Source organism: Coriobacteriia bacterium (assembly GCA_034370385.1).
GTDB lineage: Bacteria > Actinomycetota > Coriobacteriia > Anaerosomatales > PHET01 > JAXMKZ01.
Genome location: JAXMKZ010000005.1, coordinates 119431 through 139624, shown reverse-complemented (window position 1 = coordinate 139624; position 20194 = coordinate 119431). Strand labels below are relative to the sequence as shown.

Genomic DNA, 20194 nt, shown 5'->3' with positions numbered 1-20194 from the left:
CGCGTTGTCGTGGGGGCACCGGTGCTGGTGAAGGAGGTCGAGGGGTGGCGGCACGTCGCGGCGGACCACAGGCCCCGCCCATCATCGAGGGCCTGCTCAAGGCCCTGGTTGTCGCCGAGAAGGCGTACGCGCTGTACCCGCCCACCAGCCACATCCCGCTCGAGACAGCCTCGTCCGCCGCGCAGGTGCTCTCTGAAGCGCTGGCAGAACGACCGGAAGTGCGACTCATCGTCACGAAGCAGGGCCTCTTCTACGGTGACGCCGAGCTGTTTCCGGGCCAGTCTGCGTACATGACGTTTGCGCTGGCGCTCTACAACCGTCATCTGGCGGATGTTCGGTTCCATGCAGGGACGACCGCCAAAGACATCGTTGCTTTCCTCGAGGTGCTCGCGCTGGACCCCGATACGATCAGCGAGGGCGGAGGGTTCGAATCACGACTGTGGGAGGCGGGAGTCGGAACGATCACCGTCACCGAGGCGCACGTGACCATCGTTGATGTGGGGGATGCACCTGGGCAAGTCAACGGCGCCGCTTCGTCACGCGCCGACATCGACGAGATTCTTGCTTCTGCCTACGGAGGCCGATCCCGCGATCAGTTGACCGTGGCGCGTTTCTTGGGCGACAAGACCGCCGTCGCCAAGTACCTGACCGAGACCCACGCGGGATCGGGCACCACACCCGACCTCATGGGTACGGCGGAACGGTTCGCCGAGCTGGCAGAGATCGCCTACGAAGTGGGGACCGGGTCTGCGCGTGCGCAGCTCCTTCGGTCGCTAGGGGAGGCGTTCCAGGAGCTTGACCCCGCTCTGCGTCGATCGCTGCTTGTAGACGAGATGCTGCCCGAGGCGCGAACCAACGAGGCGCTGGCGGCGGTCATCCGGCAGATGGACATCGACAGCGTCTGCCGGGCGCTGGTCGGCGACCTCGACGAGACCGAGGCCTCGCGCGAGGGACTTGCGCGAGCGATACGCACCCTTTCACTGATCTCGCTTGCCGATCGTCAGGAGGTCGCTGCGTCAGCCGGGGCAGCGATGCGTGAAGCAGGGTTCTGTGACGCCGCCATCTCCGAAGTGCTGGAGCTCGCAGCGCCTAGCCGGCTGACGGTTCGCGAGTCGACCAGTGCGGTAGGAAGCGGCCCCAAGCCCGCGGACGCCATCTTGAAGCTCATGGATATGGCGCCCACACCTCAGCGCACGGGATCGGAGGAGGACGATCGGGGACTTGTCGAGATTAGGACGGAAGCCAGGAGCGGCATCACCGACGGCGACGTCATCATGGCGCTTGTCTCGCTCGTGGCGATGGACTCTCGCGAGGTCCCCTTCGCGTCGACGATGTCCCTGCTCGAGGACTCTTTGGACCTGCTCGTTGAGCGGGGCGAGATTGAAATCGCCGCCGACGCAGCCGACGCGCTCACCGCCGCCTCCCAGAACGAGGAGCTCGACTCCGCACAGCGCATGCGCCTGCGCAAGGCGATAGGGCGGTTCACCAAACCCGGCGACATCAGATCCATCGCTCATGCGCTTCGTCTGTATGCGCCCGGCACACCCGAGCACGAAGCTGCGCGAAGGCTGCTTGACGCGCTTGGGCCGCTCGCTATCGAGCCTCTTCTCGAGCAACTGGCTGACGAGCAGGAGATGCTTGTCCGCAAGGCGATTGTCGAACTGCTGTCGGCCGAAGCCATGAACTACGTCCAGGAGCTGGGCTCTCACGTGGGAGATCAGCGTTGGTACGTGGTGCGCAACGTGGTGAGCATCCTCGGCTCCACCCACTCATCAGCGGTGCTCCCGTATCTGGAGAGAACGGTCAGACATCCGGAGCCTCGCGTGAGGCGCGAGGTGCTTCGCGCGCTCTCGGGAATCAACGATCGAATCGCTCAAGAGATGCTCGTGGGCGTCCTTGATGACAACGACGCGCAGAACGTGCAGCTTGCGGCCCGCTATCTCGGTGCTTCTGATATCGCCACGGCCGTGCCGGCCCTGGAGCGGGTGGCTCGTGGCGAAGGTCGCGGTAACCGGGACTCCGGCCCCCGGGTCGAGGCGATCGAGGCGCTCGGGAGACGCGGCGCCATCGAAGCGCTCCCCACACTGGAATCGCTTGCCGGCAAACGTTCGATACTCGGTGCCGGAAAGGCGCGCGAGATTCGAGCGGCATCGGAGTCGGCGATCAGCGCCATCAAGGCCAAGGGGGTGCTGCATGAGTGATCAGAACGACGAGATCGTGGAGAGTCCCGATCAAGGCGAGTACCTCTCGGCTGAAGAAGCACAGACTGAAGCGCCCGTGGAGGAGTTCACGCCGCGCGAGAAGGCGGAGGCCGAGAGCCCGGGCGCGGTCGATGCTGATGTCGGGGCGGCAGCTCACTACTCCGCGAAGCAGGTCGGCCGCGTGCGTGAACTCATCGCGCGCTTGTATGCCATTCGTCGCGCCAAGCGCTTCTATCCCTTGGACCACCCTGCGGTGGTCGAGGGCATCGACCTGCTCGCGCACGCTATCGCCGGCTACCATGACGAGGGCGTCGACGTGCAACTCTCCTTCTTCGACGGGGAGATCCTTCTGGGCGAACAACTGCTGACGGAGGAGAGCGTCGCCTTCGACCAGCTGGTGCGTGACCTGACCTCGATAGGCGTGGGTTCGATCGTCTTCCGTCGCGGTTTCGCCCCCAGCGAGCTATCTGAGTCGATGACGGTGATTGCCGCAGACTCGGCCGAGATCGCTGAGATGGGAGGCATCGAGGCGGCGATATCGGCGCTCCAACCCTCCCGTGTCGTGATCGGCACGGTCAAGGCGGTGGAGCGCACCGATCGCAGCGGTGCTGCCACGGATGAGGATGCGCGCGCTGCCTACTCGGGAGCCGTCTCACTGCTGCGCGAGGTCGATCGACTCATGCGGGTGAATCGCCACATGCCGGCGTCGAAGGTGAAGGGCGTGGTTCGCAGCCTCGTGGACAACGTCATTTCGAACCGGTACGCGATGCTGCAGCTCACGGGGCTGAAGAACTACGACGAGTACACGTTCTACCACTCAGCGAACGTCGCGATTCTCTCCCTTGCTCTTGGCTCGATGGTCACTCAGGACTATCGATTCCTGTCTTCGTTGGGCGCAGGGGCCCTGCTGCATGACCTCGGGAAGCTCTCGGTCGATCTGGAGATCCTCAACAAGCCCGGGGTCCTCACGCCCGACGAATGGTCCAACGTGCGCGAGCACCCGGTGCGCGGTGCGCAGATGGTCTCGATGTTGCCTGGCGTGGACAAGTCCGCGGTCGTGGTGATCCTCGAGCATCACATGCGCTTCGACGGCACCGGGTACCCGCAGAGAACCCCGATCCGGCCACAGCATCTTTCGAGCCGCATCGTGGCGGTGGCGGACAGCTACGACGCGATGACGTCTCAGAGAAGCTACTCGGCCGCTCGGGTGCAGGACGAGGCGATGTCGCTACTGGCCAAGGGCGCGGGCAGTGCTCTCGATCCCGTGCTCGTCCGGCTGTTCATCAAGCTCATGGGCGTCTACCCGGTCGGGTCTGTCGTTCGTTTGTCCCACGGGCAGGTGGGCATCGTCATCGCTCCGAGCGATTCCGATCCGGTGAGGCCCGTCGTTCGCGTCATAGCGTCCGAGGACGGAGAGATGATCGACCCGATGGACGTCGATCTCGCGATTTCAACGGAGATCAGCGTTCGCGGCTGCATCGACCCACGCCTGCTCAATATCGATGTCGAGGCGTACCTCTAGCGAGTTCGCCGAAAGGAATCACATGGCTGCTTCACGCTCCCGGTGGATCACCGTACTGGTGTCAGTCGGACTCTTCTTCGTCTTCGTCGGTCTGCCGCTCCTTGCGTGGGCGGCGGGCGTGTGGACGGACTACCTCTGGTACGCCGAACTCGGTCAGGAGCAGGTCTTCTGGACCCGGATCTGGGCACAGCTCGCCGTAGGTCTCGCATTCGGCCTCGCAACGTTCGCGGTTCTGTTCACTTCCCTGCGCGTCGCCCGCGCTCTTGCACCCCGTTTCATGCCCACGAGCCTGCCGGAGGGTATGCCGCCTCAGCTCGAACTCGTGATCGAACGGCTTCGGGCAGGCATCGGCCCACTGCTGGATCGCATGATCCTGTGGGGGTCGGTGGTGCTTGCATTCCTCAACGGTGCGGGCATGTCGCAGAGCTGGGAGGTCTTCCGCCTCGCCACATCGGGCGTGAGCTTCGGCGCCACCGATCCGCAGTTCGGTGTCGACATCGGCTTCTTCGTCTTCTCCCTTCCCGCGCTTGAGCTGACTCAGGCGTGGCTCAACGACGTCCTCATCCTCACGACGATCCTCACGCTTGCGGTGCACGTCGTTGGCGGCTCGATTCAGCCATGGGCACGGCTGAAGGGCTTCGCTCCACACGTCAAGGCGCATCTTTCGGTGCTGCTTGCGGCCCTAGTCGCCTCCCGGGCATTCGCCTACTGGATCGACATCTACAACCTGAACTTCTCGCCGCGCGGCCAAGTGGTCGGTGCGTCTTACACTGACGTGACCGCACAACTGCCCGCGTATCGGATCCTCATCGGGATCTCGATCGCCGTGATCGTGTTGCTGCTGGTGAACATACGGTATCGGGGATGGCGTCTGCCGGCGATCGCGCTCGGCGTGTGGATCGGCGCCGCGATTCTTCTGGGCGGTGTGTGGCCCGCAGTCGTTCAAGCACTCGTCGTCTCGCCGAACGAGGCCTCACTGGAGAAGCCCTACATCGAGCGCAACATCGCCATGACGCGCAGCGCATTCGGATTGACGGAGGTCGAAGGCAGGAGCTTCCCTGCAGCCGATGATCTCTCGGTCGAGGACGTGCGCGCCAATGCACAGACGCTCTCGAACGTACGCCTGTGGGATCCCGCCATCGTCAAGCAGAGCTACCGGCAGCTCCAGACCATTCGGCCGTACTACGAGTTCGGCGATGTCGATGTCGACCGCTACCTCGTCAACGGGGTACGCAGGCAGTTGCTCGTGTCGGCGCGCGAGATGAACTCGTCGCTGCTTGCCGATACCGCTCAGACGTGGGTCAACCGCCACCTCGTGTACACGCACGGGTTCGGTCTCGTGATGAGCCCGTCAAGCGAGTACGACAGCCGCGGGCTGCCCAACTTCATCGTGGGAGACATCCCGCCCAAGCTCTCAAGCCAGGTCGCGACGGGCTCGCCTAACCTGATTCAGAAGGAGCCGCGCATCTACTTCGGCGAGCAGACAACGGAGTACGTCGTCGTCAACGCCGGAATCGACGAGTTCGACTACCCGGATGGCCAGAAGAACGCCACGCACCGATACACGGGAGATGCCGGCGTGGAGATCGGCTCGCTGGGACGACGGATCGCCTGGGCGCTGCGCCTCGGATCAAGCCAGGTGCTCTTCTCCGAGTACCTGAAATCGGACAGCCGCGTGCTTCTGAAGCGCGATCTCAACTCCAGGCTGGAGGCGCTCGCGCCGTGGCTGATGTACGAGGATGATCCGTATCCGGTTCTGGCTGACGGGCGCATCATCTGGGTGATCGACGCCTACACCGCCTCGGACAGCTATCCGTACTCTGAGAAGGTGGGTGGTGTTTCCTACCTGCGCAACTCCGTGAAGGTGACCGTTGACGCGTATACGGGCGAAACCACGTTCTACGCCTTCGATTCCGAAGACCCGGTGCTCGCTGCGTGGCGCTCGATCTTTCCGACGCTTCTCGCCGACGCAGACCAGGTGCCCGAGGCCATCCAAGAGCATTTCCGCTACCCCGAGGGGCTCTTCGTCGCTCAAGCCGAGGCGTTTCGGACGTATCACATGACCGACCCGGGAGTCTTCTACAACAAGGAAGACCAGTGGGAGATCCCCGGCGAGCGTCAGGGCGAGCCGATGGAGCCGTTCTTCGTGCTCTTGCAGCTGCCGGGTGCCGATAAGGAGCACTTCTACCTGATGCAGCCGTACACCCCGCGCAACCGCGACAACATGATCGGCTGGATGGCCGCCTCCTCCGACCCTGAGAACTACGGCGAGCGCACCGTCTTCCTCTTCCCGAAGGAGCGCGTGATCTTAGGGCCCGAACAGGTGGCGGCGCGCATCAATCAGGACTCGCTCATCTCGCCCCAGCTCTCGTTGTGGAACCAACGGGGAAGCAGCGCGATATTCGGCAACATGATCGTCGTGCCGATCGAGGACTCGGTCATTTACGTGCAACCACTGTTCCTGCAGGCCGAGCAGACGGCGATCCCCGAGCTCACGCGCGTGGTGGTCGTCTACGCCGACAAGGTGGAGATGGAGCGGACCCTTGCGGGCGCGCTCCTGAAGATCTTCGGTGCTGAGCCGCCGGCAAGCAGCGCGACCACCGGATCGCCGGACGCGTCCGGGACCGCAGCGGTCGATGTCACGGCTGCAGAGGCGCTCTACCGCGAGGCGCTCGTCGCGCAGAAAGCGGGCAACTGGGCGCTGTACGGCGAGAAGATCGCCGAGCTGGGGCGCGTGCTTCAGCGGTTGGCTGGCGCCGAAACGACTCAGACGCCCTAGGGCCGGACGGCCACTGAAGACGAACGCCTGTTCGCAGGGGTTGTTGTCGGCTTGGCAACGTTCGTGGTAGGGTTACGCCCGCACTGGAGTTTTGAAAGCGACTTCCGCATGCGTTCGGCCGTATGAGATCGGGACGGTCGTGGACCTGCGAAGCGGATGTCGGAACCGAAGCGCGTAAGCCCGATCGGATCGGCCAAACGAGGCTCGCCACACGTGTTGAACATCGGCGAGCGCAGTTCGACCGAGCTGCTGTACAAAGGTCCAACGCCAAGAGCATAGCGCTTCTCTGGCACTGACGACGGTCCCTCGATGGAGGGCCGCGCGTGCCGGATGCGAGGCAGCTACTCATCCCCATCGCCACCTGCTGTCCGGGCATTTCCGTGTCCACTCTCGCCTCCGGGCCGTCGTCCGTCATGTCCCCGGACTCGGAGGAAACCCTTGAGTTCACGCACTAGTTTGCCCCGTACGATAGCGTTGGCCGCTGCGGTCATCGGTACCGCCGCACTCGTGATCGCCGCGGCGGTCATCCTGACCGGTCCGGCCCCCCTGGCGTTCGCGTCGATCGCCGAACCGGTCAACACCCTTGGTGTCGAGCCCGACTCGACACAGCTGTTGACCGGACCGGTCAGCGCCCAGGCCAAGTTCGGGGCTGTGGTGGCCGTGTCGACCACAGCTACTCCGCAGAAGCTGCTCGTCTCCGCCAAGAAGCGGGCGATCCCGAAGAAGGTGATTCGGACCGTGAAGAAGGCGTCCAAGCCGTGGGCGGGTCCGTGGCGGGGTGCGACGGCCTCGTGGTACGGCCCTGGCTTCTACGGTCGTACCACCGCCAACGGCACGACTCTCACGCGCTCGAGCATGAACGTCGCGCACAAGACGTTGAAGTTCGGCACGCGCATTCAGTTCAAGTACAAGAACCGTCTGGTGATCGCGATCGTGAACGACCGCGGCCCGTTCATTCGAGGACGGGATTTCGACCTCGGGCCGGGCACGGCTCGCGCTGTGGGCTTTGACGGCGTCGGTCAGGTCCAGTACCGCATCATCAACAAGCGGTAGTCCGAAGTTGCTCCTCATACGGTTCGATGTGGCGCCGGGAGACCGGCGCCACATCTGTATGCAGGGGAATGGCGTGTGCCTCGATGGGGTACCTTAGGTTCAGACAGGTACTGACCACGATGAGGGAGCGATCGTGAATCCCGACCCAAACAACGACGTAGTTCCTCCCGCCGCTGAGCCTGAGCAGGCGCCAGAGCCGCCGATCGGTTCGGCGGCCCCGCGCGCCAGCGTCGCCGATGCGGTCGCCGACTTCATCCAGATGTTCGTCGATTACGTGCGCCAAGAGACGGGCGACGTTGTTCACGACAAGCTGGTCGTTCCGGCGCAGGTGGCCGGCCAGGTGGTCGCATTCGCCATCGCTGCCGCTCAAGTGCTGTTTCTCGGGATCGCCTTCATCGCAGTGGCGCTACTTCTGCTGCTTGCCGGCGCCGTCGGTTGGCCCGCTGCGCTGTTGATCGTGGGTGGCGTACTGATTCTGGGCGCAGTCGGCCTGTCCTACGCCAAGACAAGGAGACTGCAGTGACAAACACCCAGAAGGATATCGCCGCAGTGCCCGCCGAACGGTTGACGCTTGGTGATCTGAAGCACCGCGCCGAGACGATCAAGGATCTCGCCGTGAGCGACGCCAAGGATGCGGTGGACCGGGTACTCTCGGCCGATGCGACCAAGCAGGTGCTGATCGTCGCGGGAGTTGCGGTTCTGGTCATCGGTGTCGCGTTCATGCTCGGGTCGCGCAGCGGCGCGCGTAGGGTGCCGACGTATCCCGAGTGAGCACGAGCGCTGGCCTACTTGCCGTCGAGTGCGTCGAAGTCGGACCCGCGGAGCTTGAGGCGACGGTGCGCGTCGTGGACGAAGGGCGTATGCGGACCTCGGCGGTATCGGGCGTTGCCGCGCGCGCGCTCCAACTGCTGCCTGGCCTGGCGCGGCATACCTGCGAGAACGACGCGGGGCTCGACGCGCTTCGGGAGTTCGAGGACACGGAGACGCCACATCTGCTTGAGCACGTCGCCAGCGAACTCATGGCGCTGTCGGGCTCACCACGCTCACTGCATGGCGCGACCGAGTGGGATTTTGCGCACGACGGGCGCGGGGTGTTCCGGGTGCGACTGGAGTTCGACGACGACTTGGTCGCGCTGGGTGCGCTCCGTGAGGCCGTCGGTGTGGTGGAGTGGTTGATGGCGGATGCGTCCGGGGCGCCGCCTGCGCCGCCGCCTGATGTGTCGGCGATCGTCGCTCGATTGCTGAAGGTGCGGTCACGCACCGGGGGTTGAGTCGCCGCGGCTGGCTTGATCGACGCTCCGCGCTCGTTGCCCGTCCGGCGAACACTGGTTTACACTGCATCGGCGTGCGGGTGTAGTTCAATGGTAGAGCGTCAGCTTCCCAAGCTGAAAGTTGCCGGTTCGAGTCCGGTCACCCGCTCCAGCAGATACTCCAGATGGTCGGCACCGCCTCTTGGTGGCCGGCCATTCTTCATGACAGAGCAGGAATTCGCTCAACAGTGGCGAACATGTGTTCGTGAAGCCCCCAAACTCTCCGCTCCCCGCCATGTGAGGTGGGGTGTCATCGATGGTGCGTTCATATGCGCGAGCGGTCGCCTTGGTCGGCCTGATGGCTGCGGTCCTTGGGGGGCAGCAGGTCTCGGTCGCTTTCGGCGTTCAGGTCTTGCTCGGCTTCGGCGAGAGCTACGGGTCCGAGGACGGCAGCGCCCTGCACCGCGGAGTTGACGTTGCGGCTTCCGCTGGGGACCCCGTTGTTTCTCCGGTGGCAGGCGAAGTCTCGTTCGCCGGTCGAGTACCGGGTCAGGCGGGCGGTTCGGTGCTCGTTGTCAGTGTCCGCTGCGGCGACGACGTGATCAGCCTGTCTCCGCTCGAGCGAATCGATGTGGAGAAGGGCCAGCGCGTGGCGCAGGGGGACTCCATCGGACGACTCGCCAGCACCGGAGACCCGTCCTCACTGCAGACGCATCTGCACGTCAGCCTGCGCCGTCAGGGCGTCTACCTGGATCCCGGAAGCTTGTTGGCTGGCGTTGCGCCTCCGACCGAGCGCCCGGCGGTGCCGGCGGAGAGCGTCTCCCAGCCGGGGGTGATCTCGGGCTTTGTGCCGGCGGTTGAGCCGATCGTGGACGTACCGGTCGCGCAAGCGGAGTCCGGGCCCGCACCCACGACCGCGCCTGCAGCGCCGTCGCTCTCACCGGAAGTAGGTCGCGTGACCGAGCCCGGGGTGAGCCCGGTGCGGGGTTCGGATGATGTCTCTGTGATGGTTCCGGAGGGCGTGACGGTCCCGCTACCGGCCTACGTGGCCGATGCGGCCGCCATCTCGCCAGCCGTGGTGGCCGTAGGTGGCTACGGTTCCGGTCTCGGTGTGCGGTCGAGTGGTGGCTCGTCTCTTCTCGCGCGGTTGGGGACCTCCGTCCGCGAGACCACTGCTATCGTGCGCGACAGCCTCGTCTCCTCAGCAGACGGGCGGCCATCGGGGCGCGGATTGCGGAGTGCCCTCACCCAGGGCGTGCGTCCCGCGAAGGGCTCGCACGGGAGCGAATCAACGCCGGTCCCGTCGACTCCAACGACTCGGACGTTGTCCGCAGCGGTCACTTGGGGAGGGCTCGGGCTACTGGTCGCGACCCTGCTGGGCGTCACCTACTTGCTCTCTCGTAGCGCGTTCGAGCGCCATATCCTATTCAGTCAGCCCGTGTCAGACCGGTTTGGGAGTATGTTGCAGCACCTGCGGGCCGGTGATACACTCTGCGGGCTCACATCCTGCTCCGGGCTTCTGCCTTCACAGTCCCGGGGCCGCTTAGCCCAGAGGAGGTGACAAAGTGAAGGCTTACGAACTGTTGCTTCTGCTTAACCCCTCCCTCGACGAGGAGTCCCGTGCTGCCGTCCTGGACAAGGTCCAGAACGTGATCACAGCAGACGGGGGCGTGGTGGACAACGTCGATCCGTGGGGCAAGCGCAAGCTCGCCTTTGAGCTCGACAAACTCACCGAGGGTGATTACACCCTCATCGACTTCCACACCGCGCCGGCCGCTATCGCCGAGCTGGACCGCGTGCTGCACATCACCGATTCCGTGGTCCGTTATATGCTCGTGCGTCGCGAGGACAAGGAATAGTCCCCGCTGGCCCGAAGCACGGCCCGGACAGGTGTCCGTATCCGTGTACGTACGAAGGTGGTTTCAAGATGAGCATCAACCGAGTCGTCATATCAGGCAACCTCACACGCGATCCCGAGCTGCGTGCGACGCCCAGCGGCATGTCCGTGTTGAAGATGGGCATCGCCGTCAACGATCGTCGCAAGAACGCGCAGTCGGGCGAGTGGGAGGACGTTCCCAACTTCTTCGACGTGACCGTATTCGGCTCGCGCGGAGAGTCGCTCTCGCGGTTCCTCTCAAAGGGCTCGAAGGTCGCCGTCGAGGGCAAGCTGCGCTGGAGTCAGTGGGAAACCAAGGAAGGCGACAAGCGCAGCAAGGTCGAGATCATCGCTGATGATATCGAGTTCATGTCGTCGCGCAGTGAAGGCGGAGCAGCTGGTGGCTACACGCCCCCGGCGGCCCCCACGGCCGGCCCGTCCGAGACCCTCGAAGACGATATTCCGTTCTAGACGAACCACCCTGCCCGTGAGGGCACCATCACGAGTCCCGCGAAGAGAATCGCGGAAGGAGGTCAGTGAACATGACCGATTACGGTCGCAAGCCCCGTCGTAAGTACTGCCAGTTCTGCAAAGATCACTCGGAGTACATCGACTACAAAGATTCGCAGATGCTGCGCAAGTTCGTGACCGACCGCGGCAAGATCAAGCCCCGCCGCGTATCGGGCAACTGCGCTCAGCACCAGCACAGGCTGTCGACGGCCATCAAGCGTGCCCGTGAGATGGCCCTGCTGCCCTACACCGTTCCCGTCGTCAGTGGTCGCATCGGCAAGGGCCGTTAAACCAGCGGTCGCCTGAAGGAGAAGTCATGAAGGTCATCCTGATGCAGGAGCTGAAGGGCCGTGGAGGAGAGGGCGACGTCATCGATGTCGCTCGCGGATTCGCGGTCAACTACCTGCTTCCCCGCAAGATCGCCATCGAGGCGACGCCGGGCAACGTGAAGCAGCTTCAGCAGCGTTTGCACAACATCGGCAAGCGTGAGGATCAGCGTCTCGGCGACGCTGGTTCACTCGCAGCCGCGCTCGACGGCAAGACCGTGACCATCGCCGCGAAGGTGGGCGAGGAAGGTCGACTGTTCGGCTCCGTGACGGCTCCGATGGTGCATGAGGCCATCCTCGAGCAGCTCGGCGTCGATATCGACCGTCGCAAGATCGAGACTCATGGTCACATCAAGGACATGGGTCCGCACGTCGTCGACATCTCGATCTATCGCGAGGTCAAGGCGCAGGTCACGGTTGACGTGGTCGCCGAGGGCGCCGTCGCCGAGGCCGTCGCACCCGAGGTCAAGTCTGTCGAGATGACGGACGCAACTGAGGGCGACGAGGCTGACGCCGACATGGGCGAGGCCGTCGAGGCCCCGGCTGAGTTCGAGGAGGCCGAAGCTGAGGACGAGGCGCAGGACGCCGACTCCGAGGTCGACTCGGTCAAGTAGTAGTCCAAGCACCAGTGGTTCGGGGGCCGTCGTCGTGATGATCACGAGGCGGCCCCCGTCGCGTGGGCGTGCCTGAGGCTTGCTCCATGATTCTGTGGATTCGGGGGACAAGTCAGATTCTCGCTGGTGAGCAGGGGCGAACTATCCACCAGGGCCTGTGGAAGATCCTCAGGCCTCCCTGCAGTGTCAGGCCGGCGCGCTATCATCGCATCGCTCACGAGGCCGAAAGGGAGGGACGGGGAGTATGGCTGACGGCGACAGAGCCGATGACGGTGTGCGCCGTGCCGAGCGCATCCCGCCCCACAACGTAGAGGCCGAACAGGCGGTGCTTGGCTCGATGCTCCTGTCCTCGGAGGCGCTTGAAGGCGCCCTGGGGATGCTCAAGCGTGAGGATTTCCACCGGCTTGCTCACGGGCGTATCTTCGAGGCGATGTACGAGCTGTACGCACGCTCGTCCCCCGTCGACCACGTCTCAGTGGCCGACCGGCTCGACGTGAAGGGTGAACTTGAGCCCTCGGGCGGCAAGCCGTACCTGCTCGATCTGTCCGACGCAGTGCCGACGACGGCCAACTGGCACCGCTACGCCGAGATCGTTCGCAGGAACTCCATGCTGCGGCAGCTCATCGATGCCGGCACCAGGGTGGTCGCGCTCGGTTACGACGCGCCTGATGAAGAGGCGAGCGTGGTTGAGAAGGCCGAGCAGCTGATCTTTGAGGTGACGAACAAGCGGGTCTCGAGCAACTTCCAGGACATCCAGAAGCTGCTACTGAGCTCGATGCACACGATCGAGGAGCTTTCCAAGAAGGACGTCCACGTCACGGGCGTGCGGACCGGCTACACGCGTCTCGATGACATCCTGTCCGGCTTCCATCCCGGGGACCTGATCATCCTCGCCGCACGCCCCTCGGTCGGCAAGACCGCTTTCGCCCTCAACTTAGCGGTCGAGGCCGCAAAGGGCGGCGCGTCGGTCGCGGTCTTCTCCCTCGAGATGTCGGCGGAGCAGCTGGTGCAGCGCGTCGTGGGCTCGGAGGCGCGCGTGAGCCTGCAAGATATCCGCACCGGGCGTGTGCGAGACGAGGATTGGCCGAAGCTGCACCACTCCATGTCTCGCCTGCACGAGCTCAACATCTGGGTGGACGACACCCCGGCAATCTCGATTCTTGAGGTGAGGGCAAAGGCCCGCAGGCAGCTGCGCGACCGACCCGACGGCTTCATCATCGTCGACTACTTGCAGCTGATGCAGCCGCAGGGCCGGCGCTCCGAGAACCGGCAAGTGGAGATCGCGGAGATATCGCGGGGACTCAAGATCCTCGCCAAAGAGCTCAAGGTCCCCGTGCTTGCGCTCTCGCAGCTCTCTCGTGAGGTCGAGAAGCGGGCAGGCAAGCGTCCGCAGCTGTCCGACCTGCGTGAGTCCGGAGCTATCGAGCAGGACGCCGACGTCGTCATGTTCATCGATCGAGTGACCCAGCAAGGTGCAGAGCCGGAAGAAGGCCGACCCGATCTGGGCACAGCCGAGATCATCGTGGCGAAGCACCGCAACGGCCCGCTCGGCACCGCCGACCTGGTCTTCATCGAGCAGTACACCAAGTTCACGAATCCCGCGCGCGAGCTGTAGGGCGCAGCGCGCGTCGCAGCGCAAGGAGATCACGCGTGTCAGACGCCACTCAAGTCATCATCGTTGGAGCTGGCCCGGCCGGCATCTTCGCGGCTCTGGAGCTCACCCGCAGAGGAGTCGACCGGGTGCTCATCGTCGAGAAGGGTCATGCGATCTCCAAGCGGCGGTGCCCGGCGCGCGAGACGGCGTGCGTGGGCTGCAGGACGTGCGACATCATGACCGGGTGGGGAGGGGCCGGCGCGTTCTCCGATGGCAAACTCACCTTGACCACGGAGGTCGGCGGCTGGCTGCCGGACTACGTTGAGAAGCCGGCGCTCGAGGAGTTGCTGTCCTACGCGGATGGGCTGTGGCTCGAGTTCGGCGCCGTTGAAGAGGTCCACGGGCCGGATGCCGAGACCGCGACCGCGCTCCAGCACGAGGCGACGCTTGCCGGCATGAAGCTCATCCCCATGCGAATCCGGCACTTGGGTACCGAGCGATCCCCCAAGGTGCTCGACGCCATGAGGGAGCACCTCGAGCAGGTGGGCGTAGAGATCCGGACGGAGGTGGCGGCGGTCCGGATTCTTGCCGAGGAAGGGCGCGTCATCGGCGTCGAGCTTTCCGATGGCAGCACCGTGCGAGCTGACGCTGTCATCGCCGCACCGGGGCGTGAGGGCGCCGATTGGCTCGCTCAGCAGGCCCAGGCGCTGAGGATTCCGCTCGCGAACAATGCGGTCGATATCGGTGTGCGTGTCGAGTGCCCGGCGCCGGTGATGGAGCGCCTCACCACGCCCCTCTACGAGGCGAAACTCATCTACCACACGAAGACGTTCGGCGACACGGTGCGCACGTTTTGCATGAACCCCTACGGGGAGGTCACGACCGAGAGCTATGGCGACGTCGTGACGGTCAACGGCCACAGCTTCGCCGAGTCCAAGACCGGCTACACCAACTTCGCCGTCCTTGTCAGCCAGCGCTTCACCGAGCCCTTCAACGATCCGCTCGCGTACGGGCGCTCGATTGCGCGTCTTGCCAACCTGCTCGGCGACGGCATCCTTGTTCAGCGTTACAGCGACCTGAAGGCCGGCAGACGCTCGACGCCCGAGCGCATCGCCCAGGGACTCGCTGAGCCCACCTTGCACGGCGCGACACCGGGGGACCTGTCTGCGGTGCTGCCCTACCGGCATCTGACAGACATCATCGAGTTCCTGGAGGCGCTCGATGCACTCGTTCCCGGTATTGCCGGTCCGAGCACGCTCATGTACGGCGTCGAGGTCAAGTTCTACTCGTCGCGGCTTGAAGTCGACAGCACGCTGCGCACACGCATCGAGGGGCTGTACGCGGTGGGTGACGGAGCCGGCATCACGCGCGGATTGGTCCAGGCAGGGGCAAGCGGCGTCATAGCGGCACGAGCGATCGCCTCGGGAGCAGCCTAGCGGCAGAGGGTTGCACGGAATCGCCTCCCCGCCTAGAATACCCCTACGGGTATACGGACTGCCCGCCCATGCTCCGTTTCCGGAGTCCCCGCACGTCGTTTCTGGAGTGTGACCCATGCCCGAGTCTCCATCCACCGGTCCCACGGCGGTCCTCGCGAATCTCTCCAAGCATCTCGTGGTGTTGATCCCCGTCGCCCTGGTGCTCGGCTTGGTCGCCGGGCTGGTCTTCGACCTGACGCCGCTGTCGGTACTGGTGCTTCCGCTGACCATGCTCATGGTCTTCCCGATGCTCGTGAACTTCCGGCTGAGCGAACTCGCGGCGGGCAAGGATGCGAAGGCGGTCGGGCTTGCGATGGGGCTCGACTTCATCGTCCTGCCGCTCATCGCGTGGGGCCTCGCGCACGTCTTCTTCGCTGAGGAGCCGGCGCTCTACGTCGGCATGGTGCTCGCGGGGCTCTTCCCCACAAGCGGAATGACGATCAGTTGGACCGGGTTTGCCAAGGGCAACGTCGGCGCAGCCGTGAAGATGACGGTGATCGGGTTGGTGGCCGCATCGCTGCTGGCGCCGTTCTACTTGAAGGTGATGGCCGGTGCCATCGTGCCGGTCCACCTGTTCGCGGTGATCCGAACGGTGCTGCTTGTCGTCGGCGTGCCGATGCTGGCGGGGCAGATCACACGCTTCGTGCTCATGCGGCGCATGGGAGCCGAGCGATTCAAGAGCGCCGTCCTGCCGGTGCTGCCCGGTATCTCGACGATCGGCGTGCTTGCCATCGTGTTTCTGGCCATCGGGCTCAAGGCGCAGATGATCGTCAGCCGCCCCGAACTGCTACTGGTCATCGCCGTGCCGCTGTCGCTGTTCTACGCGGTCAATTTTGCCTTGTCGACGGTGGTGGGACGGGCGTTGCTGCCGCGCGGTGACGCGATCGCACTCGTCTACGGCACCGTGATGCGAAACCTCTCCATCGCACTGGGTATCGCCATCGCCAGCTTCGGTCCTGAAGCGGCGCTCGTTCTGGCGATCGCCTATGTGGTGCAGGTGCAGGCGGCCGCCTGGTATGTGAAGGCCACCGTGCGACTCTTCGGTCCTGCCCCAGCGCCCATCGTCGAGGGCGTGGCGAGCGCGGCGCGGTAGGCGCGGAGTTCGCGGGTGCACGGCGCTGTGTGCGTACTCTTCCGGCCACTACTCGAAGGTGAAGGTGCCGTCCTTCTCGAGTTGTACCGGCGTCTCGAAGTCCTGCTCGGACAGGCTCTGCACGAGCTTGGCCGAAGTGTGGTCGGAATCCGGCTTCGGTACCCCGGGCTCGGCGATCCGAAGTGAGCGCCATCTTCCGTCAACGACCCGCCCGTCCTCATCCAGACGCACGGTCAGCAGGCCGGAAAGCGCAAGCCGCCCGGCGCGCGAGAAGTTCTTCCAGCCTGCGAAGTTGCCCAGCGAGTACGCCACCAGCCGGCCCTTGTACTCCTCCATGCCGCGCACCACGTGTGGACCCGAGCCCAGCACGAGGTCGGCACCGGCGTCGATGACCGCATGCGAGAAGGCCCGCGAGTCACCGCGGAACTCGCCGTAGGCGGTCTCGGCCCCCTTCGGTGTGCGCGTCTTGTCTGCGCCTTCGGCACCGGCGTGCATCAGCACGACCACGATGTCGGCGTCCTTCCCGGCCGCGCGGACCAGCTCTTTTGCGGCCGTGAGGTTGCCGATATCAGGACTCCACGAGTACGGCGAGAACCCGAGGATCGCGACTCGCACGCCGTCGACCTCTTCGATCGCAACGGTGTCGACAAGTCCCGTGTACGCGATCTCATGGGCCTTGAGCGCCTCGCGCGTCGAGGCGAGACCTTCGGCAAGGTAGTCGCGCGTGTGGTTGTTCGCGAGGTTGACCACGTCGATGCCTGCCCACGCCAGGGACTCTGCGTTCTTCGGAGGAGCCTGGAAGGCGTAGCACACAGAGGAGTCTCGGCCGTCGCACTTCGAGGGTCCACCCGTACCGAAGGTGCCCTCGAGATTCGCCATCATGATGTCGGGCTCGGTCAGGTACTCACGCGTGTACTCGAACAGCGCGCGACCGTCCTCAGGCGGGTTGCCGTACTTCGAGCCGGGGGTGAGGTCGCCGACCCAGCCGATCTCGATGATGCGTGTGGTGTCTGGCGAGGGGGCAGACGCCGAGGCGACCGAGGCCTCGGCCGAAGCCGTTGCAGCCTGTGAGCTGCCGACGGGCTGGGTGGCTGGCGCGGATGTGGCGTTAGCCGAAGACGGCGGGAGCGGCTGTGCGTCCCCGAGGCCGCGCACGTAGTCGGAGCCGAGTACGACCCCTGCGCCCAGCGCGGCGATGACGACGAGGGCGACCACGCTGAGCACGGTGAGCCGCCGACGGCGCGCTCGTCGATACGCCCCGATCTGCGACCTGCCGTTGGTCCGACCCCTACGATCGCGCATGGTTCGCGCGTACGTGCTCAGCCATGGCGGTATCGACCTGGGCTATGTGGTGCGAGAACCACTCGTAGAGGAACTCCACGACCGGGTCCACTGAATCGAGCTTCCCATCCTCGTACTCCCGCGCGAACTCCTCGGTCTTGCGGCGAAGCGTCTCATGCTCGGCGATGTGCGCCTCAAACGCGTCGGCAGGGTACCCCTCGCGCCGCATGAGCTTCTCTTCCATCTGGAAGTGGACGTGGACGTAGTCCGTGAGCTCGTCGAGCGCCTCGGCTATGCCGGTTCCGTCGGGCCCGTTACCCGTCAGCTCCAGTCGGTCGACCAGTGCGATGAGTTCCCGGTGCTCGGCGTCGACCACCGAGTTGCCGGTCAGAAGCGCCGGAGTCCATCGCCCCATAGCCTTCAACGCCCCCTCTGTCGTGCTCGCCGTCGTGATTTGCCTTCTGTGCGCTGGCGCTCCGTGCGCGCGTAGAGCATACTACGCTCCGGTTCGCTTCACCCTAGTGGAGCGCACGCGCGCCTTCGGGAGCAGGCAGCGCACGGCTCGGGAGCGGCTATCAGTGTCCGCGGAGCCGATTCAGAGAGCACGGGAGTCATCATATGGCCGGAATCGTCCTCGTCGGCGCCCAGTGGGGCGACGAAGGTAAGGGCAAGATCACCGACCTCATCGCAGACGACTTCGACTACGTCGTCCGCTTCCAGGGCGGGAACAACGCGGGGCACACCGTCATTCACGGCGGGCGCACCCTGAAGCTGCACCTCATTCCCAGCGGGATCATGTACCCGCACATCACGCCGGTCATCGGCAACGGGTGCGTCATCGACCCGAAGGTCCTGCTCGAGGAGATGGACCGGCTCGAGGCCGACGATCTCTCCACGCACCGGCTGCTCATCAGCTGCAACGCTCACATCATCATGCCGTACCACAAGGACCTGGATGGAGCGTCCGAGCGCCGGCTGGGCAAGCTGGAGATCGGCACGACGCGTCGAGGCATCGGACCGGCGTACATGGACAAGGCGAGCAGGATGGGACTGCGCGTCCAAGACCTGCAGGACGAGCACATCTTCCGCAAGAAGGTCGAGGCGGCGCTGCACGAGAAGAACGACCTTCTCGAGAAGCTCCATGGCCTGCCCACCTACACGGTCGAGCAGATCGCCGAGGAGTACCTGCCCTACGCCGAGCGCATCAAGCCGCACATCGCCGACACGTCGTTCGTGGTCAACAAGGCCCTCGACGCCGATCAGTGGGTGCTGTTCGAGGGAGCGCAGGGCACACTGCTCGACCTCGATCACGGCACGTACCCGTTTGTGACCTCGTCGTCGCCGACGGCGGGTGGCGCGTGCACGGGCGCCGGCGTGGGGCCCCGCCGCATCGATCGCGTCCTCGGCATCGCGAAGGCCTACATCACGCGCGTCGGTTCAGGCCCGTTCCCGACAGAACTCGACGACGAGACCGGCCGCCACCTTATCGATGTGGGCCACGAATTCGGCACCACGACGGGCCGCGAGCGCCGCGCCGGCTGGTACGACGCGGTGATCGTGCGCTACACGGTGCAGATCTCGGGTCTCACCGACCTCATCATCACGAAGCTCGACGTGCTCTCGCAGCTCGACACCATCAAGGTGTGCGTCGCTTACGAGTACGAAGGGCATCGGTACAACAACCTGCCGTGCCACCAGACGGTCTTCCACCACGCCAAGCCCATCTACGAGGAGCTGCCCGGCTGGAAGAGCGATATCACGCACTGTCGCACCTTCGAGGAGCTGCCCAAGGAGGCGCGCGACTACGTTCTCTACCTCGAGGAGCTGGCGGACGTTCCGGTCTCGATGATCGCGGTCGGTCCGAGCCGCGAGCAGACGATCATGCGCCGCTGGGAGCCGCGGGCGTAGCGAGGTGCTCTGAGACCCGAAGGGGCGCCAGTGACCGAACGGGGTGCATGGACGGCTCGTACCGTAGGCTTGCTGGTCGGCCTGGCGGTCTGTTCGGCGGCCCTGGCCTTCGCCGTGACGTTTCTGAACTTCGCTGCGCGGGCGATCATGAGCATTGGCGGCTTCGTCGCGGCCGGCGGTCCGTACGTCATCGCGTTCCCCGCCCCGCTCTGGGCGGGACTCGTCCCGGTGTCCATTCTGGGCGGGTTCCTGTTCGGCGGGCTGTCGTTGCTGTTCTCGCTGCGCGCCGGCGGATTCAACCTGTTGCTTCCGGTCTGGGTGGGGCTCTTCGTCTCACTGGGCTACCAGTTCGCGGTGATGGGACTGAGCCCGCCGGGGGACGGGGGTGTCGCCTGGGGCTGGATCATATGCGCGGTCGTGTTCGTGCCGATGGGGCTCGCTCCGATTCTGCTGGCACTTCGCGGAGAGGCGGTGCTGCGACCCGTTCCGGTGACCACGGGATGGCGTCCGTACCACGATGCCGGCTACCGGGCGACGTATTGGGCCTGCGTGATCGCAGGCGCGATCGTCGGCCTCGTGGGGGCGTGGATGCTGTTCGCGGCGGTGGCCGGGTAGGTACAGCGCGTCGCACGCGACTCTGCAGCGCCCGGCGCGGCACGCCTGCGGCGCCCCGCATTCGTGCTCATGGTTTCGGGTACGAGCCCGATAAAGG

19 protein-coding genes and 1 tRNA gene are annotated in these 20194 nt (G+C 65.1%); 18 read left to right on the top strand and 2 right to left on the bottom strand.

Features of this window, described 5'->3' with window-relative positions; genetic code table 11:
* Positions 1–44: 44 nt before the first annotated feature.
* The 16 genes from U1E26_01695 (at position 45) to U1E26_01620 (ending at position 16293) form a co-directional block, all read left to right on the top strand.
* On the top strand, positions 45–2201 hold the full coding sequence (locus U1E26_01695) for a HEAT repeat domain-containing protein (protein MDZ4168356.1): 2157 nt from the start codon (positions 45–47) through the stop codon (positions 2199–2201).
* Positions 2194–3723: an HD-GYP domain-containing protein gene (locus U1E26_01690; GenBank protein ID MDZ4168355.1), complete on the top strand. Its 1530-nt coding sequence runs from the start codon at positions 2194–2196 to the stop codon at positions 3721–3723. The genes U1E26_01695 and U1E26_01690 overlap by 8 nt, the downstream gene beginning before the upstream one ends.
* A 22-nt stretch (positions 3724–3745) precedes the next feature.
* Positions 3746–6502: a UPF0182 family protein gene (locus U1E26_01685; protein MDZ4168354.1), complete on the top strand. Its 2757-nt coding sequence runs from the start codon at positions 3746–3748 to the stop codon at positions 6500–6502.
* Positions 6503–6940: 438 nt separating this feature from the next.
* Positions 6941–7555, top strand: a complete 615-nt coding sequence (locus tag U1E26_01680) for a septal ring lytic transglycosylase RlpA family protein (protein MDZ4168353.1) — start codon at positions 6941–6943, stop codon at positions 7553–7555.
* A gap of 133 nt (positions 7556–7688) precedes the next feature.
* Positions 7689–8078 carry a hypothetical protein gene (locus tag U1E26_01675; protein ID MDZ4168352.1) on the top strand — a complete coding sequence of 130 codons (390 nt, stop codon included), beginning with the start codon at positions 7689–7691 and terminating at the stop codon, positions 8076–8078.
* Complete coding sequence (locus tag U1E26_01670; protein ID MDZ4168351.1) at positions 8075–8326, top strand: hypothetical protein; 252 nt, start codon at positions 8075–8077, stop codon at positions 8324–8326. The genes U1E26_01675 and U1E26_01670 overlap by 4 nt, the downstream gene beginning before the upstream one ends.
* Complete coding sequence (locus tag U1E26_01665) at positions 8323–8826, top strand: hypothetical protein (GenBank protein MDZ4168350.1); 504 nt, start codon at positions 8323–8325, stop codon at positions 8824–8826. The genes U1E26_01670 and U1E26_01665 overlap by 4 nt, the downstream gene beginning before the upstream one ends.
* A 76-nt stretch (positions 8827–8902) precedes the next feature.
* A tRNA-Gly gene (locus U1E26_01660) sits at positions 8903–8977 on the top strand.
* 144 nt (positions 8978–9121) lie between these two features.
* Positions 9122–10366, top strand: a complete 1245-nt coding sequence (locus U1E26_01655; protein MDZ4168349.1) for a M23 family metallopeptidase — start codon at positions 9122–9124, stop codon at positions 10364–10366.
* Positions 10367–10370: 4 nt separating this feature from the next.
* On the top strand, positions 10371–10664 hold the full coding sequence (gene rpsF, locus U1E26_01650; GenBank protein MDZ4168348.1) for a 30S ribosomal protein S6: 294 nt from the start codon (positions 10371–10373) through the stop codon (positions 10662–10664).
* A gap of 68 nt (positions 10665–10732) precedes the next feature.
* Positions 10733–11152: a single-stranded DNA-binding protein gene (ssb, locus tag U1E26_01645; GenBank protein ID MDZ4168347.1), complete on the top strand. Its 420-nt coding sequence runs from the start codon at positions 10733–10735 to the stop codon at positions 11150–11152.
* A 71-nt stretch (positions 11153–11223) separates the two neighbouring features.
* Entirely contained in the window at positions 11224–11481 is a 258-nt protein-coding gene (gene rpsR, locus U1E26_01640) for a 30S ribosomal protein S18 (GenBank protein MDZ4168346.1), read from the top strand.
* 26 nt (positions 11482–11507) lie between these two features.
* Positions 11508–12131: a 50S ribosomal protein L9 gene (gene rplI, locus U1E26_01635; GenBank protein MDZ4168345.1), complete on the top strand. Its 624-nt coding sequence runs from the start codon at positions 11508–11510 to the stop codon at positions 12129–12131.
* A 244-nt stretch (positions 12132–12375) separates the two neighbouring features.
* Positions 12376–13746 (top strand): replicative DNA helicase, encoded by a 1371-nt coding sequence (gene dnaB / locus U1E26_01630; protein MDZ4168344.1) that lies wholly within the window; start codon positions 12376–12378, stop codon positions 13744–13746.
* 35 nt (positions 13747–13781) lie between these two features.
* The gene (locus tag U1E26_01625) at positions 13782–15161 is read left to right on the top strand and encodes an FAD-binding protein (GenBank protein ID MDZ4168343.1); all 1380 of its coding nucleotides are present in this window, start codon (positions 13782–13784) and stop codon (positions 15159–15161) included.
* Positions 15162–15276: 115 nt separating this feature from the next.
* Positions 15277–16293, top strand: coding sequence for an arsenic resistance protein (locus U1E26_01620; GenBank protein ID MDZ4168342.1), 1017 nt, complete (start codon positions 15277–15279; stop codon positions 16291–16293).
* Positions 16294–16341: 48 nt separating this feature from the next.
* On the opposite strand, the gene U1E26_01615 is transcribed toward U1E26_01620, so the two are convergent.
* Positions 16342–17595 carry a CapA family protein gene (locus tag U1E26_01615; GenBank protein MDZ4168341.1) on the bottom strand — a complete coding sequence of 418 codons (1254 nt, stop codon included), beginning with the start codon at positions 17593–17595 and terminating at the stop codon, positions 16342–16344.
* Entirely contained in the window at positions 17582–17989 is a 408-nt protein-coding gene (locus U1E26_01610) for a bacteriohemerythrin (protein ID MDZ4168340.1), read from the bottom strand. The genes U1E26_01615 and U1E26_01610 overlap by 14 nt, the downstream gene beginning before the upstream one ends.
* 203 nt (positions 17990–18192) lie before the next feature.
* Between U1E26_01610 and U1E26_01605 the strand changes: the two genes are divergently transcribed.
* Positions 18193–19482 carry an adenylosuccinate synthase gene (locus U1E26_01605; GenBank protein MDZ4168339.1) on the top strand — a complete coding sequence of 430 codons (1290 nt, stop codon included), beginning with the start codon at positions 18193–18195 and terminating at the stop codon, positions 19480–19482.
* Positions 19483–19512: 30 nt separating this feature from the next.
* Positions 19513–20097: a hypothetical protein gene (locus U1E26_01600; GenBank protein ID MDZ4168338.1), complete on the top strand. Its 585-nt coding sequence runs from the start codon at positions 19513–19515 to the stop codon at positions 20095–20097.
* Positions 20098–20194: the final 97 nt, after the last annotated feature.

Bases quoted from the DNA above. Each gene is read 5' to 3' on its own strand.
- U1E26_01690 (MDZ4168355.1), top strand. From the start codon at position 2,194: ATGAGTGATCAGAACGACGAGATCGTGGAGAGTCCCGATCAAGGCGAG.
- U1E26_01685 (MDZ4168354.1), top strand. From the start codon at position 3,746: ATGGCTGCTTCACGCTCCCGGTGGATCACCGTACTGGTGTCAGTCGGA.
- U1E26_01655 (MDZ4168349.1), top strand. From the start codon at position 9,122: ATGGTGCGTTCATATGCGCGAGCGGTCGCCTTGGTCGGCCTGATGGCT.
- ssb (MDZ4168347.1), top strand. From the start codon at position 10,733: ATGAGCATCAACCGAGTCGTCATATCAGGCAACCTCACACGCGATCCC.
- rpsR (MDZ4168346.1), top strand. From the start codon at position 11,224: ATGACCGATTACGGTCGCAAGCCCCGTCGTAAGTACTGCCAGTTCTGC.
- rplI (MDZ4168345.1), top strand. From the start codon at position 11,508: ATGAAGGTCATCCTGATGCAGGAGCTGAAGGGCCGTGGAGGAGAGGGC.
- dnaB (MDZ4168344.1), top strand. From the start codon at position 12,376: ATGGCTGACGGCGACAGAGCCGATGACGGTGTGCGCCGTGCCGAGCGC.
- U1E26_01620 (MDZ4168342.1), top strand. From the start codon at position 15,277: ATGCCCGAGTCTCCATCCACCGGTCCCACGGCGGTCCTCGCGAATCTC.
- U1E26_01615 (MDZ4168341.1), bottom strand. From the start codon at position 17,595: ATGCGCGATCGTAGGGGTCGGACCAACGGCAGGTCGCAGATCGGGGCG.
- U1E26_01610 (MDZ4168340.1), bottom strand. From the start codon at position 17,989: ATGGGGCGATGGACTCCGGCGCTTCTGACCGGCAACTCGGTGGTCGAC.
- U1E26_01605 (MDZ4168339.1), top strand. From the start codon at position 18,193: ATGGCCGGAATCGTCCTCGTCGGCGCCCAGTGGGGCGACGAAGGTAAG.